We start from the raw sequence: 14,505 nt of genomic DNA on the forward strand, positions 1-14,505 counted from the left end.
AGCTGCCTAGCGGCCGCGGGGGTCGAGAGCGTCGCGGAGACCGTCGCCGAGCAGATTGAACGCCAGGACGGTGACGAAGATGGCGAGCCCGGGCACGATCATGTACTGGGGATCGACCTGGTAGTAGGTGACCGCTTCCCGGAGCATGCCGCCCCAGGACGCCTGCGGCGGCTGGATGCCGACGCCGAGGAAGCTCAGGGACGCCTCGAAGAGGATGTTGGTCGGGATGAGCAGCGTCGAGTAGACGATGATCGGGCCGACCAGGTTGGGCATCAGCTCCCGGAACAGGATGTACGGGGCCTTGGCGCCCATGCCGCGGGAGGCGTCGATGAACTCGCGCTCGCGCAGGGCGAGGGTCTGGCCCCGGACGATCCGGCCCAGATAGGGCCAGTTGAAGAAGCCGATGACGAAGATGAGCACGCTCAGGTGGAGCGGCAGTCCGTTGAGCCCGAAGGCGCCGCCCTGCAGGGTCGCGGAGATGGCGATGGCGAAGAGCAGGAGGGGGAAGGCGAGGAAGATGTCCATCAGCCGGCTGATGATCGAGTCGACCCGGCCGCCGTAGTAGCCCGCGACGACTCCCATGACCGCGCCGATCACGTTGGACAGGATCGTCGCTCCGAAGGCGACCACCAGCGACACCCAGGAGCCCTCCAGAACGCGGGTGGCGATGTCACGGCCGAACTTCGGGTCCACGCCCAGTGGGTGGTCCACGCTCATGCCGCCCCAACCGCCCTTGGGCAGCGAGGTGTCGGGCACGATCAGGTCCTGGTGGAAGGCGTTGGGGTCCAGGCCGAGCATGGCCTGGAGAGGGCGCGAGAGGATCGCGACGACGATCAGCAGGATCACGACGACGCCGCCGGCGACGGCGACTCTGTCCCTCTTGAACCGGGACCAGGCGATCTGGCCCAAGGAACGACCCTCGATCTGCCCCTTTCCGGCACCCTCCAGCACAGCCTCGGGCTGTACCTCGGCTGCCGCCCCGGTGGTCTCGATCGGTGCGGTCACGGTGAGCGACCCCTCTCGCCGGTGGTGACCGGCCTGCGCCTGCCGCGGATTGCGGCTTTGTCGACTTGCACTCGATCACGAGGTCTCGACCTCGTGTCTGAGTCGCGAGTCTTCAGCGTCGTCGCGATCACCCGCCAGAGCTGACGGAGAAAGTATGCGCAACCGTGATGCTGTGCGGAGGATTCCGTTATCCGAACAGTGGGTAACGACCCCCGGACGCGGGCCAGTTGGACATAGGTGCCATTCAGGGCAATTCGGGACCATCGCTGGTTATCTACGCGCGGAGAAGTGTGTCGGCCGCGTGAAGGCTGTGGGCGGGCAACAGAGCCCGATTTGCTCAGTAACCGCCGGGTGTCGGCGGGTATCCGTATCCGGCGGCCGGGACCGGGGGCTGGGCGGGGGCGTGCGCCTCACGGTCGTAGAAGGGGCGGGCGTTGGCCCGCATCCACATCACCACCGGGTCGTACTCGTCGGACATCGCGACGGTCGACACCGGCAGCCCGTCCGGGACCGCGCCGATGGACTGCTGCATCATCGCGCGCACCGAGTCCACGGCGGACGGCGAGGTGTCGTACACGTCCAGGCCGATGGCGAGGTACGGCGCCCCGAGGGCCGGTTGCACCCAGGCTCGGCGCAGCGAGCGGACGGCCGGGGTGCGGTGGGCGTTCTGCGCCAGCAGGGCGTAGAACTGCGGTACCTCGATGCCGGGTTCCGACAGCAGCAGGGGTCCTGCGGGCTGGCGGTCCAGACCGGTGGCGATCCGGCGCAGGTCGAGCCAGGGGATGCCGACGCCGCCGCCCGGGGCGTGCGGGTTGAGCCAGAGACCGTAGTGGTCCGGATAGAGGGTGCGGGCCACGTCGACCGCGTCGACCACCTCGTACGACCGGTTCCAGCCGCTGGCCGACAGCTCCTGGGCGGAGGTGACGCAGGGCGCGTAGCCGTAGCCGCCGACCTCCATGTTGCCGTACTGGGCGTCCGGGGAGCCGGACTGGCCGTGCCAGAGGAGCATCCAGATCTGGCCGGAGGCGGGGGTTGCGAGTGCGCGCAGCAGTGCCTCGTAGGCGTCGTAACGCCCGGGCGTTACTTGGCGCAGCATGTGCTCGACCTGTCCGGTCGCAGCGGTGCCGCTCGCGCTCACCTTTTACCCCGCCTTCGAGAAGTTGCCCCGCGTATGGAATCAGCTTAGAGCCCCGAACCAAATGGGAGTCCGATCAGCTCGCGGCGGCGATGGGGGCGCCCCCGCTCGAGCGGAACCGAGCGTGGGGGAGTGCGTGCCAGGCGTCGCGAGAGTCCCGTGCGGTTCGGGGCTCTTGAGCGCCTGGGAGCCCGGGGCCGCTTGTCCGCCGCCGCGTGCAGGCGCTTTCAGTGGCCGTACTGGTAGAAGGGGCGGACGCTCGTCTTCATCCAGTCGCCCACCGGGTCCTCCGCCACGTCCAGCAGGACCAGGTTGACCGGCCACTTCACGGGGACCTCGGCCAGGGCCTTGCCCAGGGCCTGCAGGGGCAGGGCCCGGAGGTCGCCCTCCCACTGGGAGAGTTCGACGCCTATGAACATGACCGGGTCGGCGGTCTCGACGGCGGCGAGGCAGCGGCGGGCGGTGAGGACGACGCCGATCTCCGCGAACTCGGCGGAGGCGGCGGCGAGGAAGTCGACCGGGTCGTCCTGCCAGTCGGGTTCGAAGAGGCGGACGCGACCGCCCCGCGCGGGACCGTCCAGCGGGGTGCGGCCCGCGCGGCACAGCTCGGCCACCGCTCCCGGCGGGAGCGGGATGCCGACCACGCCGTCCGGGTTGACGGCGATGCCGACCTGCGGGGGCAGGCCGCGGGCGAACTCCACGGCGGGGGCGATGGCGTACGACATGTGGGAGCCGACGACCTGGCGGAACTGCTCCTCGGAGCTGAACACCGGGACGAACGCCTGACCGTCGATCTCCATCGTCGGCAGGTCGAGCGGGCCGCTGTGCGGGCCGCCGCCGTTGGGCAGCGGGATCCACAGGAAGCTTCGGCCCAGCACCTCGATGATCCGGCCGCCGGCCGAGGGGATGCCGAGCGACGCCGACAGCACCTCCTCCAGTTCGTTGCCGGGCCATCCGCCGTGCGGGTGGGGGTGCGCCTGTGCCGGGAAGTCCGCGGAAAAGTCCGCCGGGAAGTCCATCTGCCTACCGCCTGCTGGGACCAAATGTTGTGGCTGAAAGGCTAGCGGGTGCCTGTGCGTGCCCGGATCCGGTGGCTCCGGGCCGCTCAGCCCGCGAAGCCGATCCGGCGCAGCGCGTCGGCCGCGTCCCGGTCCAGCAGCACCGCCGAGCCGCAGCCCTGGGGCAGCTCGCCCCGCTCCACCTCACCGAGCAGCCTGGCGGCCGCCCTTCGGTGGCGCAGGAAGGCGTACCGGGAGACGCCCCGGCCGCGCTCGCGCTGGCCCTCGCGGGCCGTGGCGGGCGGGACGTCGAGCAGCAGCAGGTGGAGGGTGCCGCCCCGGCGGCGGGCCTCGCGGGCCAGCCAGCCGCGCACCCAGGCCTGCGTACCGCAGTCGTGCACGACGACGCCCTCACCGGTGCGCAGGGCGTGACGCAGTCCGGCGTAGTGGGCGAGGCGGACCAGCGGGCGGTACACCGCGTAGGGCAGGAAGCGGGGCATGCGGCGCTCCCAGCGGTCGCGGGCGTCCTGGGAGTCGATGCGGGTGCCCTTGGCCGCGCGGTGCATCAGGGTCGACTTGCCGCTGCCGGGCAGGCCGGTGACCACGACCAGGTCCCGGGGGCCGAAGAGCAGGCCGCGCGGGCTGCGGCCCGCGCGCTCGCGCAGGTCGCGGACGACCGGTGCCGGGCGTTCCGCGCCGTGCTCGCGGGCCGGGGCCGCGGGCTGCTCGGGCAGCGCGAGGCCCGTGGTCGTCGCACAGGCCGTGGTCCTGTTCACCGTGATCGTCCTCCCTGTGGTCAGGAAAGGTTCTCCCCACCGAATGTAAAGAGAAGGTAATGCAGGTGTCTCCCGATTCCGTGCGCGTAGTGCCACAGCCCGGTTACAACTCGCTCGCCCTGTTGAGCGTGGACCGGGCATGCAATGATGTGCCCGCAACTGCATACCGGCCGTTTGAATCCGCGCGGGAGAGTCCCCAGGCAGCAACTTCGCCGGGGCGCCGAAGGAGCAAGTCCCTCCCTTGAATCTCTCAGGCCCCGTTACCGCGCGGGCGAGGCACATCTGAAAAGCGGGCCGCTGCGACAGCGGCTCCACCCAAGGTGCAAGCCGTGGCCCCCTCCGGGCGGATCACGGCGAACCTCTCAGGTTCCGATGACAGATGGGGAGGAACGACCTCGCCCGTCATGCCTTGGGAGACGACCGTCCGATGAGCAGTACCGAACCCTTTGAGAAGCGTCGCACCGCGCTGGATGCCCTGCATCGCGCGCTGGGGGCGACGATGACCGACTTCGCCGGCTGGGACATGCCGCTGCGCTACGGCTCCGAGCGCGACGAGCACCTGGCCGTGCGCACCAGGGCCGGGCTCTTCGACCTCTCCCACATGGGCGAGATCACCGTGACCGGCCCGCAGGCGGCCGCCCTGCTCGACCACGCCCTGGTCGGGAACCTGGGGAGCCTCAAGGTGGGTCGCGCCCGCTACACCATGATCTGCCAGGCCGACGGCGGCATCCTGGACGACCTGATCGTCTACCGGCTGGCCGAGACCGAGGCCGGGTCTTCTCACTACATGGTCGTGGCCAACGCCTCCAACGCCCAGGTGGTGCTGGACGCGCTGACCGAGCGGTCGTCCGGCTTCGACGCCGAGGTGCGCGACGACCGGGACGCCTACGCGCTGATCGCCGTCCAGGGTCCTCGGTCCCCCGGCATCCTGAAGTCCCTCACCGACGCCGACCTCGACGGCCTGAAGTACTACGCCGGGCTGCCCGGCACCGTCGCCGGCGTCCCGGCGCTCATCGCACGCACCGGCTACACCGGCGAGGACGGCTTCGAACTCTTCGTCAGGCCCGAGCACGCCGTCGAACTGTGGCAGGCGCTGAGCAAGGCGGGCGAGGGCGACGGCCTGGTGCCCTGCGGCCTGTCCTGCCGGGACACGCTGCGCCTGGAGGCGGGCATGCCGCTGTACGGGCACGAGCTGAACACCTCCCTGACCCCCTTCGACGCCGGGCTCGGCCGCGTGGTCAAGTTCGACAAGGAGGGCGACTTCGTCGGGCGTGCGGCTCTTGTGCAGGCCGCCGAGCGTGCCGGGCAGAACCCGCCGCGCGTCCTGGTCGGCCTGGTCGCCGAGGGCCGCCGGGTCCCGCGCGCCGGGTACGCGGTCGTCGCCGGCGGCGAGGTGATCGGCGAGGTCACCTCCGGCGCGCCCTCCCCCACGCTGGGCAAGCCCATCGCCATGGCCTACGTCGACGCGGCGCACTCGGCGCCGGGCACGCCGGGCGTCGGCGTGGACATCCGGGGCAGCCACGAACCCTACGAAGTCGTGGCTCTGCCGTTCTACAAGCGCCAGAAGTAGACACTGGGCGCGGGTACCCGGCCTCCGAGCGTGACCCTGCGCACATTTCGGCTGCTCACATGTGTTTGCAGCAGTCCCCCATTCACCAGCACTCCCCCGCGTACAGGAGAATTCAGGCCATGAGCAACCCCCAGCAGCTGCGCTACAGCAAGGAGCACGAGTGGCTGTCGGCCGCCGAGGACGGCGTGGCGACGGTCGGCATCACCGAGTTCGCGGCGAACGCGCTCGGCGACGTCGTCTACGCCCAGCTCCCCGAGGTCGGCTCCACGGTGACCGCGGGTGAGACCTGCGGAGAGCTGGAGTCGACCAAGTCGGTGTCCGACCTGTACTCGCCGGTCAGCGGTGAGGTCACCGAGATCAACGAGGACGTGGTCAACGACCCGTCGCTGGTGAACTCCGCCCCCTTCGAGGGCGGCTGGCTGTTCAAGGTCCGCGTCACGGAGGAGCCGGCCGACCTGCTCTCCGCCGACGAGTACGTCGCCCACACCGCCGGCTGAGGAGTCGTAGCCGTATGACTGTCCTGAACACGTCCCTGCACGAGCTGGACCCGGAGATCGCCGCCGCGGTCGACGCGGAGCTCGACCGCCAGCAGTCCACCCTCGAGATGATCGCCTCGGAGAACTTCGCTCCGCTCGCGGTCATGGAGGCGCAGGGCTCGGTCCTGACCAACAAGTACGCCGAGGGCTACCCGGGCCGCCGCTACTACGGCGGCTGCGAGCACGTCGACGTCGCCGAGCAGATCGCCATCGACCGGGTCAAGGAGCTGTTCGGCGCCGAGTACGCCAACGTGCAGCCCCACTCGGGAGCCTCCGCCAACCAGGCCGCCCTGTTCGCGCTGGCCCAGCCCGGCGACACCGTCCTCGGCCTGGACCTGGCGCACGGCGGCCACCTGACCCACGGCATGCGGCTGAACTTCTCCGGCAAGCAGTTCAACGTGGTCGCCTACCACGTGGACTCCGAGACCGGTCTGGTCGACATGGCCGAGGTCGAGCGCCTCGCCAAGGAGCACCGCCCGAAGGTGATCATCGCGGGCTGGTCGGCGTACCCGCGGCAGCTGGACTTCGCCGAGTTCCGCCGGATCGCGGACGAGGTCGAGGCGTACCTGTGGGTCGACATGGCGCACTTCGCGGGTCTGGTCGCGGCCGGCCTGCACCCCAACCCGGTCGAGTACGCGGACGTCGTCACCTCCACCACCCACAAGACGCTGGGCGGCCCCCGCGGCGGCATCATCCTCGCCAAGCAGAACTTCGCCAAGAAGCTGAACTCCTCCGTCTTCCCGGGCTTCCAGGGCGGCCCCCTGGAGCACGTGATCGCGGCCAAGGCGGTCTCCTTCAAGATCGCCGCCTCCGAGGACTTCAAGGAGCGCCAGCGCCGTACGGTCGAGGGCGCCCGGCTGCTCGCCGAGCGGCTCAGCGCGGCGGACGTCCGCGAGGCCGGGGTGAGCGTCCTGTCCGGCGGCACCGACGTGCACCTGGTCCTGGTCGACCTGCGCGACTCCGAGCTGGACGGGCAGCAGGCCGAGGACCGTCTGCACGAGGTCGGCATCACGGTCAACCGGAACGCGATCCCGAACGACCCGCGCCCGCCCATGGTCACCTCCGGCCTGCGCATCGGTACACCCGCCCTGGCGACCCGCGGCTTCCAGGCCGAGGACTTCACCGAGGTCGCGGACGTGATCGCCGAGGCGCTGAAGCCGTCGTACGACGCGGAGGCCCTGAAGGCCCGGGTGAAGGCCCTGGCGGAGAAGCACCCGCTGTACCCCGCTCTGAACAAGTAGTTCCTTTATGTGGGGTGCCCCGCACACTGGTAGGTGAGCGGGGCACCCCACACCCTGTACCACCCGCACCACCCCCCGTATTGAGGAGTCCCCGTGGCCATCTCGGTCTTCGACCTGTTCTCGATCGGAATCGGCCCGTCCAGCTCCCACACGGTCGGCCCGATGCGCGCGGCGCGCATGTTCGCCCGCAGGCTGCGCAACGAGGACCTGCTGCCCTCCGTCACGTCGGTACGGACCGAGCTGTACGGCTCGCTCGGCGCCACCGGCCACGGCCACGGCACGCCCAAGGCGGTGCTGCTGGGCCTGGAGGGCGCCTCGCCGCGCACGGTGGACGTGGAGACGGCCGACGAGCGGGTGGAGGGCATCAAGCGGTCGGGCCGCCTGAACCTTCTCGGCGAGCACGACATCGCCTTCTCCTTCGACGACGACCTCGTCCTGCACCGCCGCAAGGCCCTCCCCTACCACGCCAACGGCATGACGCTGTGGGCGTACGACGCGCAGGGCGCCGAAGTGCTGGCGAAGACGTACTACTCGGTCGGCGGCGGCTTCGTCGTGGACGAGGACGCGGTGGGCGCGGACCGCATCAAGCTCGACGACACAGTCCTGAAGTACCCCTTCCGTACCGGCGACGAACTGCTGCGCCTGACGAAGGAGACGGGCCTGTCCATCTCCTCCCTCATGCTGGAGAACGAGCGGGCCTGGCGCTCCGAGGAGGAGATCCGCGCGGGCCTGCTGGAGATCTGGCGCGTGATGCAGGCGTGCGTGGCGCGCGGCATGTCCCGCGAGGGTATCCTGCCCGGCGGTCTGAAGGTCCGCCGCCGTGCGGCCGTCTCCGCCCGCCAACTGCGTGCGGAGGGTGACCCGTTGGCGCACGCGATGGAGTGGATCACGCTCTACGCGATGGCGGTGAACGAGGAGAACGCGGCCGGCGGCCGGGTGGTGACGGCCCCCACGAACGGCGCGGCGGGCATCATCCCGGCCGTCCTGCACTACTACATCAACTTCGTCCCGGGCGCCGACGAGGAGGGAGTGGTCCGCTTCCTGCTGGCCGCCGGCGCCATCGGCATGCTCTTCAAGGAGAACGCCTCCATCTCCGGCGCCGAGGTCGGCTGCCAGGGCGAGGTCGGCTCCGCCTGCTCCATGGCGGCGGGTGCGCTGGCCGAGGTGCTGGGCGGCAGCCCGGAGCAGGTGGAGAACGCGGCCGAGATCGGCATGGAGCACAACCTCGGTCTGACCTGCGACCCCGTCGGCGGCCTGGTCCAGATCCCGTGCATCGAGCGCAACGGCATGGCCGCGGTGAAGGCGGTCACGGCCGCCCGCATGGCGATGCGCGGCGACGGCTCGCACAAGGTGTCCCTGGACAAGGTCATCAAGACCATGAAGGACACCGGGGCCGACATGTCGGTGAAGTACAAGGAGACGGCCCGGGGCGGGCTCGCGGTGAACATCATCGAGTGCTGAGGAAGGCGAGTTGGGCGGTTGCCGTGGGGGCCGCCCGCTTCTCGTCGATCGTCGTGCTTCCGCGAGCCGAGTAAAGGGCGCTTCGCGTCGCCTTCGGCGATCGGCCTGCGGCCGACCCTTGACTCGGCTCGCTCCAGCACGGGGGAGAAGCGAGCGGGCGGCCGGGGAGAGCGGGGGTCTGGGCGGGTTTTCCCTTGCGTGGGCTGCGTTGCGGGCGGGGCTTCGGGGCGCGGTCGCGCCTCGCCCGCACGCCGGGTGGGCTTGGCGGCTTGCGGTGGGTGGGGGGTGGGGGCGGGGGTGGGGTGCGCGCTGGGTGGGTGGGGGCACGCCGGGTGGGGCCGGCGGCTTGCGGTCGGTGGGGGCGGGGTGCGCGCTGGGTGGGTAGGGGCACGCCGGGTGGGGCCGGCGGCTTGCGGTCGGTGGGGGCGGGGTGCGCGCTGGGTGGGTAGGGGCACGCCGGGTGAGGCCGGCGGCTTGCGGTCGGTGGGTGGGGCGTCACGGTCGCCGAGTAATTGGAGGATTGGGGCCGGGGGTGGGTGGGTGAAAGTGCAGGTGGGTGGGATTGGGGGTGGCCCGCATCTTCCCATCGTGCTCGCTGCCACCTCGGTCTATCCCGTGCGCCGCGCTGTGACGAGGAGTACGGCGACCACCTGCGGGACCTGTACGCGGCCGGCGGCATGTCGGCGGCTCCGGCCTTCCCGGCGGTGCTGGGCGCGGCGGGCCCTCCTTCTACTCCGCGAACCACTACATCCTGATCATGACGGACGCCCACAACGTGTCCCCGGCGATCTCCTCGACCGACCCGACGGACGCGGAGGTCGCGGAGGTCGCGGCCCGGCTGTCGCTGCTGGGCGCGGACCACGCCGGCATCATCACCTCGGACTGGTCGGCGGAGCCGGCGTCCGTGCTCGGATCGGTCACGAGCAGAAGCTGAGGTTCCGGGGGCGGCGGCGGATCACGCGTGCCAAGGTGGGGCATACACCACTCAACTCCTGTCACCCCACTGACGCGTAGGGGGTCCCCCATGCTGCACGGCATCGACGTGAGCGCGTACCAGTCCTCGTCGTACGACACCGACGGTCTCTCCTTCGTCTTCATCAAGGCGACGGAGGGCCGTTCGTACGTCAACCCCAGACTCTCCGCCCAGACCAAGACCGCTCGGGACGCCGGCCTGGTCGTCGGCTTCTACCACTTCCTGTGGCCCGGCAACCTCACCGCACAGGCCGAGTTCTTCCTCAGGCACACCCCCGAGAAGGCCGGCGACATCCTCGCCGTCGACTGGGAGACGACCAGCGCCGGGACGCACGCCAGCAACGCGGAGAAGGACCTGTTCATACGGAAGCTGAAGGAACTGCGGCCGCACCACCGGGTCGTGCTGTACGCGAACCGGCACTACTGGCTGAACGTGGACGTCACCTCGTACGCCGGCGACGGACTCTGGATCGCCGACTACGTCAGCGCGGGCAAGCCCCGTATCAAGGCGAAGTGGCGCTTCCACCAGTACAGCAGCGAACCCCATGACAAGGACGTGGCCGCCTTCGCCAACAAGACCGCCCTGCGGGCATGGGCCAAGAACGACTGACCGCGACGGGAGGCAAAGCGCGGTGACGATCCGTCCCGCTCCCTTCTGGGAGGCCCTCGACCCCGGGGACCGGGCCGCGCTGCTGCGGGCGGCGACCCGGATGTCGCTGCCCGCGGACCGGCAGTTCCTGACCCAGGGCGAGGACTCCGACCACCTGGTGGTCCTGCTGCACGGCTGGGTCAAGGTGGTCGCCCAGTCGCACGCCGGCTACCGCGCCCTGCTCGCGCTGCGCGGCCCCGGTGAACTCCTCGGCGAGCAGGCCGCGGTGGAGCGCCGGCGCCGCTCGGCCTCCCTGCTCACGGCCACCACGGCCGACCTGCTGAACCTGCCCGCCACCCGCTTCCAGGTGCTCGCCCGGGCCCGCCCGGGCGTCGCCGCGGCCCTGGAACAGACCCTCTCGCAGCGCCTGCGCGAGGCCGACCTGCAGCGCGCCGGCATCACCGAGCCGGTGCCCGCCCGGCTCGCCGTCCTCCTGCTGGACCTGGTGGAACGCTGCGGCCACCCGGACCCCGACGGCACTGGCCACCGCATCGGCCTGGCCCTCTCCCAGGACGACCTGGCCGGCCTGCTGCTGACCTCCCGGCGCACGGTGAGCCGCGTACTGGAGCAGTGGCGGGCCCGCGGGTGGGTCATGACGGGGCGGCAGGCGCTGCTGGTGCGGTCGGTGGACCAGTTGAAACGGCAGGCGTTCGGGGGGTGAACCGGTGCGCTGAGCACCGGCCCCCTCAGCAGGTCGTGTAACTCACCCCGTCCTTCGGCGCCTTGTAGATCCGGTAGCCGTCCGAGTCCGTCAGCTGGTACGTCACCGTCCACTGGTCGCAGGTGTCGTCGGGGCTGCCGGCGGGGCCGTAACCCGGGTCCTGGTGGCTGGTGAAGTTGAGGGTGGCCAGGGTGTAGTCGCCGTCGGAGGTCAGGTCGCCGAGGACGAAGTCGCTGTCCTTGGTGGTGGACATGACCTCCTTCCACTTGCTGCGGCTGGACTCGGAGCCGAGGTTGATCACCTCGGTGCTCGGGTCGTAGTACTTCAGCGCCGTGTCGTAGCGGTGTTCGTTGATCGCGCCGAAGAACTCGGCGAACGTGCGGGCGACGTCCTCGGCGTCGGGGTCGTCGGCGACCTGGGAGTAGTCGACGGTGGCGCCGGAGGTCACCACCTCGCCGGACGAGGTGGTCTCGTCGGTGGGGTCCGGGGAGGCCTGGTCGGTACCCGAGCCGTCGTCGGCGAACGTGTCCACGGTGGGCGTCACGGACGTCGGCGGGGACGGGGAGCCGGCCGAGTCGTCCATGTGGGTCGCCGCGTAGCCGCCGACCACGCCGACCAGCGCCGCGGCGAGCAGCCAGCCGAACCAGCGGCTGCCCGTCGAGGTGGTCTGCCGGGGCGAACCGTACGGGTCCGGCTGGATCGGGGGCTCCCACGGGAGGCCGCCCGGGTCCGGGTCCGGGGCGGTGGTGGGCGGCACGGCGCGCTTCACGCGGCTGTGTTCCAGTTCCAGCACGGGTATCCACTCGGCGAGTCCGGGCCGCCGCTGCTGGTCCTGGTTCTGGGCGCGCGACGCCAGATTCGCCAGCTGGGTGGAGACGGCCCTGAGCGGGCCGAGCTCCCTGCTGTCCTGGCTGCGGTTGAAGAACCGCGCGGCCAGCAGCCCGAACTTGTAGGAGTCCGTGGCGACCGTGGCCGTGGCCTTCTCCGGCGCGGGCACCTCGTAGTCGGGGGTGTCCACCTGCGCCAGCACGTCCTTGCCCCGGTACCGCATGGAGTCGCAGTCGATGAGCAGGCAGCGGGTCTGCCCCCGCAAGGTGAACAGGACGTTCTTCGGTGACAGGTCGCCCACCGCCACGCCGTGCCCGTGCAGCCAGTCGACGGTACGGGCCAGGTCGAGCAGCAGCTCCAGGCGCTGCGCGTCGTCGACGGGCAGACCGATGTGGGCCCCGTAGGAGTCCTCGTTGAGCAGGTACTCCGTGGCCTGCAGCTTGACCCCGTTCAGGACCGGGCTGCGCAGTTCGTGTTCCGGGCCCACGCGCCGCATGAGAAAGCCGGTCACCGTGGTCCGCGGGTTCCGCGACGGCCGCGGGTGCGTGGGTGTCTCCCCCCGGTACACCAGCACCGTCGGCCAGACCAGCCGGTCGTCCAGGAAGGCGCGGCCGACCGGGTCGAGCAGCTGGCGGAAGCAGACCATGTCGTACAGGACATCGGCGTCGTACGGGACGTCGGGCAGGTACTCCTTGTAGACCAGCGACCGGCCGGGGAACTTCCCGAGGGGGTCCGGCACCCCGTACACGATGCCCTGGCCGCCGCCGCCCAGGCGGTGCGCCGGGTAGTCACCCAGTTCCGAGGCCGACGTCCAGGGCACCCTCACGTCACTCATCGCGCCGCTCCCGGCGCTCCTCGGCGCGGCCACAGGGCCAGCAGGGTGCGGTCGTCGTCGAAGGTCTCGCGGTAGAAGTCGAGCGTGTAGGCGAAGGCCAACGGCGGCAGCGGACGGGCGAGTTCCTGGGCGCACAGCCGGGCCACGGCACCCCGCCCGTCACCGACGGGATCGCCGAAGCCGTCCGTGCCGACCAGCAGGACGCTGTCCGGATCGGGGACGTACTCGAAGGGGGCGATGTCGGCGGGCACGTAGGGCATGGGCCGGACGGCCGGGGAGAGCAGCCCGTCGGCGCCGAACGACTTTCCGCCCTTGAGCGGATAGACCTCATGGTTCTTGATCGCCCAGACCCCGGAGTCGCCCACCGACACGAGGGCGACGTGCACGCCCTGCGAGGTGGGGGTGGCCGCCCCGGCGACCAGGGTGGTGGCCAGCAGGGCGGCCGTGTCGTCCACGCTCGGGGTGTCCTGCACGCGCAGGATCCGGCGGGCCTGCTCGACCAGCTGCCAGTGGACCGTGCTCAGCAGTTTGTGCCAGTCGGTGACGAAGCCGCCGCCCGCGCGCACCTGGGAGAGCAGTTCGTCGACCGCGCTGCGGCAGGCGAGCTGGGAGCCGATGTGCGGCTCGCGCGCGTCGGACACACCGTCGGCGACGGCGAACACGACGGTGCCGGTGAGCTCGTCCCAGGCCGCCGCCGCGTCGTCCTCGCGCGGGCGGCCCTCGGCCCGGTGGGCATAGCCGCGCACCGAGGCCAGCCGCAGGTCGAGCGCGCTGGTCGACCAGCCGTCGCAGATGGTGTCGGGGCGGTACGACAGCCCGCCGGTCGGCGGTCGCGGGTCGAAGTCGGGGACGGCGCCGTCCACGGAGATGGGCCGCCAGGCGTCGGCGAGCTCTCCCCGCGGGGGCGCGGGCGCCTGTGTGCGGACCGACAGCACGCCGGGCGGCCAGTTCTGCGTGCCCTGCTGGTGGACGTAGGGCTCGCCCGGGGCCGGGTAGGCCCCGCCGGGCTCCGGGGCGGGACCGGGTTCGGCCGGTTCCTTCGGGTACAGGTCCGGGGCGGGGCCCGGCGGCGGAACACGCCGCCGCTCACCCCGGTCGTCGTCGGATCGTCGGTGCGGGAACAGGGCCACGTCAGATCACATCGATCGCGACGGTGAAGCCTTCCGGCTTGTCCACCACCAGTTCCGGGGACGGCGAGCCCAGTGACCGCCCGGAGCGGATCACGCTCTGGGTGAGGGCCGTGCAGAACTTGGCGATGGCGCTGCCGACGTCGACGCCCTTGTTGACGATGAAGCCGAACTGCGGCTGGGTGGCGACCTGGTTGATGGTGAGCGCGTCCGCGTCCACGATCCCGCACGCGATGATGTTCGGTGCGCCGAGGGTGGTGTTGCGGTCGGTGAGGCGGCGGTGCGCGTCCTGCCAGTCCTCGCCGTGGTTGGGCAGTCCGTCGCTGAGGAAGAACACGGCGGGCCGGTGCACCTGGTAGCCCTCGCGCTTGAGGGCGTTCACGTCGTTCGGGATGCGCACCATCAGGTCCTCGAAGGCGGCGAGGTAGCTGGTCATGCCGCGGGTGCGCAACCGCGGGAACTCGTTGGCGCCGCGCAGGTCGACCAGGTGGACCCGCTCGACCACGTCGTCCGAGAAGCCCAGCACCGAGAAGCGCACCTTGGCGGCGGCCATCGGCTCGCCGAGCAGCGCCTGGTGCAGCGAGCGCAGGCCGTCGTTGAGGTCGTCTATGTGCTCGGCCATCGAGCCCGACTCGTCGGCGAGGACGTAGATGGGGAGCAAGTGCCCCCGGTTGCTTTCCATCATCGTCTTTCCGTTCTTGCGTGGTGGTG

14 protein-coding genes and 1 riboswitch are annotated in these 14,505 nt (G+C 71.1%); of the genes, 7 read left to right on the forward strand and 7 right to left on the reverse strand.

Annotation, left to right across the window (positions count from 1 at the left end; all coding sequences use genetic code 11):
• Positions 1–6: 6 nt before the first annotated feature.
• The 4 genes from ACIBBH_RS14845 to ACIBBH_RS14860 form a co-directional block, all read right to left on the reverse strand.
• A complete protein-coding gene (locus tag ACIBBH_RS14845) occupies positions 7–1,005 on the reverse strand; it encodes an ABC transporter permease (protein WP_399404624.1) in 999 nt (332 codons plus the stop codon).
• A 337-nt stretch (positions 1,006–1,342) separates the two neighbouring features.
• On the reverse strand, positions 1,343–2,143 hold the full coding sequence (locus ACIBBH_RS14850) for an enhanced serine sensitivity protein SseB C-terminal domain-containing protein (protein WP_399404625.1): 801 nt from the start codon (positions 2,141–2,143) through the stop codon (positions 1,343–1,345).
• Positions 2,144–2,367: 224 nt separating this feature from the next.
• Positions 2,368–3,159, reverse strand: coding sequence for an enhanced serine sensitivity protein SseB (locus ACIBBH_RS14855; RefSeq protein ID WP_399404626.1), 792 nt, complete (start codon positions 3,157–3,159; stop codon positions 2,368–2,370).
• Between the two features lie 86 nt (positions 3,160–3,245).
• Positions 3,246–3,920 carry an AAA family ATPase gene (locus ACIBBH_RS14860; RefSeq protein ID WP_399404667.1) on the reverse strand — a complete coding sequence of 225 codons (675 nt, stop codon included), beginning with the start codon at positions 3,918–3,920 and terminating at the stop codon, positions 3,246–3,248.
• Positions 3,921–4,089: 169 nt separating this feature from the next.
• Positions 4,090–4,190, forward strand: a riboswitch (glycine riboswitch).
• 151 nt (positions 4,191–4,341) lie between these two features.
• On the opposite strand from ACIBBH_RS14860, the gene gcvT reads away from it, so the two are divergent.
• The 7 genes from gcvT (at position 4,342) to ACIBBH_RS14895 (ending at position 11,004) form a co-directional block, all read left to right on the forward strand.
• The gene (gene gcvT, locus ACIBBH_RS14865; protein ID WP_399404627.1) at positions 4,342–5,484 is read left to right on the forward strand and encodes a glycine cleavage system aminomethyltransferase GcvT; all 1,143 of its coding nucleotides are present in this window, start codon (positions 4,342–4,344) and stop codon (positions 5,482–5,484) included.
• 119 nt (positions 5,485–5,603) lie between these two features.
• Complete coding sequence (gcvH, locus tag ACIBBH_RS14870; protein WP_399404628.1) at positions 5,604–5,981, forward strand: glycine cleavage system protein GcvH; 378 nt, start codon at positions 5,604–5,606, stop codon at positions 5,979–5,981.
• Positions 5,982–5,995: 14 nt separating this feature from the next.
• Positions 5,996–7,261 carry a serine hydroxymethyltransferase gene (glyA, locus tag ACIBBH_RS14875; RefSeq protein ID WP_399404629.1) on the forward strand — a complete coding sequence of 422 codons (1,266 nt, stop codon included), beginning with the start codon at positions 5,996–5,998 and terminating at the stop codon, positions 7,259–7,261.
• 93 nt (positions 7,262–7,354) lie between these two features.
• Complete coding sequence (locus ACIBBH_RS14880; protein ID WP_399404630.1) at positions 7,355–8,722, forward strand: L-serine ammonia-lyase; 1,368 nt, start codon at positions 7,355–7,357, stop codon at positions 8,720–8,722.
• A 757-nt stretch (positions 8,723–9,479) separates the two neighbouring features.
• Positions 9,480–9,656, forward strand: coding sequence for a hypothetical protein (locus tag ACIBBH_RS14885; protein ID WP_399404631.1), 177 nt, complete (start codon positions 9,480–9,482; stop codon positions 9,654–9,656).
• 90 nt (positions 9,657–9,746) lie between these two features.
• Positions 9,747–10,304 carry a GH25 family lysozyme gene (locus tag ACIBBH_RS14890; protein ID WP_399404632.1) on the forward strand — a complete coding sequence of 186 codons (558 nt, stop codon included), beginning with the start codon at positions 9,747–9,749 and terminating at the stop codon, positions 10,302–10,304.
• 22 nt (positions 10,305–10,326) lie between these two features.
• Positions 10,327–11,004: a Crp/Fnr family transcriptional regulator gene (locus ACIBBH_RS14895; RefSeq protein WP_399404633.1), complete on the forward strand. Its 678-nt coding sequence runs from the start codon at positions 10,327–10,329 to the stop codon at positions 11,002–11,004.
• Between the two features lie 25 nt (positions 11,005–11,029).
• On the opposite strand, the gene ACIBBH_RS14900 is transcribed toward ACIBBH_RS14895, so the two are convergent.
• The 3 genes from ACIBBH_RS14900 to ACIBBH_RS14910 are packed head-to-tail and all read right to left on the reverse strand — an operon-like array spanning position 11,030 to position 14,479.
• On the reverse strand, positions 11,030–12,667 hold the full coding sequence (locus ACIBBH_RS14900) for a hypothetical protein (RefSeq protein ID WP_399404634.1): 1,638 nt from the start codon (positions 12,665–12,667) through the stop codon (positions 11,030–11,032).
• Positions 12,664–13,797, reverse strand: coding sequence for a protein phosphatase 2C domain-containing protein (locus tag ACIBBH_RS14905; RefSeq protein WP_399404635.1), 1,134 nt, complete (start codon positions 13,795–13,797; stop codon positions 12,664–12,666). Before ACIBBH_RS14905 ends, ACIBBH_RS14900 begins: the two co-directional genes overlap by 4 nt.
• A 1-nt stretch (position 13,798) precedes the next feature.
• Complete coding sequence (locus ACIBBH_RS14910) at positions 13,799–14,479, reverse strand: hypothetical protein (protein WP_399404636.1); 681 nt, start codon at positions 14,477–14,479, stop codon at positions 13,799–13,801.
• Positions 14,480–14,505: the final 26 nt, after the last annotated feature.

Origin of the sequence: Streptomyces sp. NPDC051636 (genome assembly GCF_044453765.1) — a bacterium.
Classification (GTDB): domain Bacteria; phylum Actinomycetota; class Actinomycetes; order Streptomycetales; family Streptomycetaceae; genus Streptomyces.

Bases quoted from the DNA above. Each gene is read 5' to 3' on its own strand.
- ACIBBH_RS14855 (WP_399404626.1), bottom strand. From the start codon at position 3,159: ATGGACTTCCCGGCGGACTTTTCCGCGGACTTCCCGGCACAGGCGCAC.
- gcvT (WP_399404627.1), top strand. From the start codon at position 4,342: ATGAGCAGTACCGAACCCTTTGAGAAGCGTCGCACCGCGCTGGATGCC.
- gcvH (WP_399404628.1), top strand. From the start codon at position 5,604: ATGAGCAACCCCCAGCAGCTGCGCTACAGCAAGGAGCACGAGTGGCTG.
- glyA (WP_399404629.1), top strand. From the start codon at position 5,996: ATGACTGTCCTGAACACGTCCCTGCACGAGCTGGACCCGGAGATCGCC.
- ACIBBH_RS14885 (WP_399404631.1), top strand. From the start codon at position 9,480: ATGACGGACGCCCACAACGTGTCCCCGGCGATCTCCTCGACCGACCCG.
- ACIBBH_RS14890 (WP_399404632.1), top strand. From the start codon at position 9,747: ATGCTGCACGGCATCGACGTGAGCGCGTACCAGTCCTCGTCGTACGAC.
- ACIBBH_RS14900 (WP_399404634.1), bottom strand. From the start codon at position 12,667: ATGAGTGACGTGAGGGTGCCCTGGACGTCGGCCTCGGAACTGGGTGAC.
- ACIBBH_RS14910 (WP_399404636.1), bottom strand. From the start codon at position 14,479: ATGATGGAAAGCAACCGGGGGCACTTGCTCCCCATCTACGTCCTCGCC.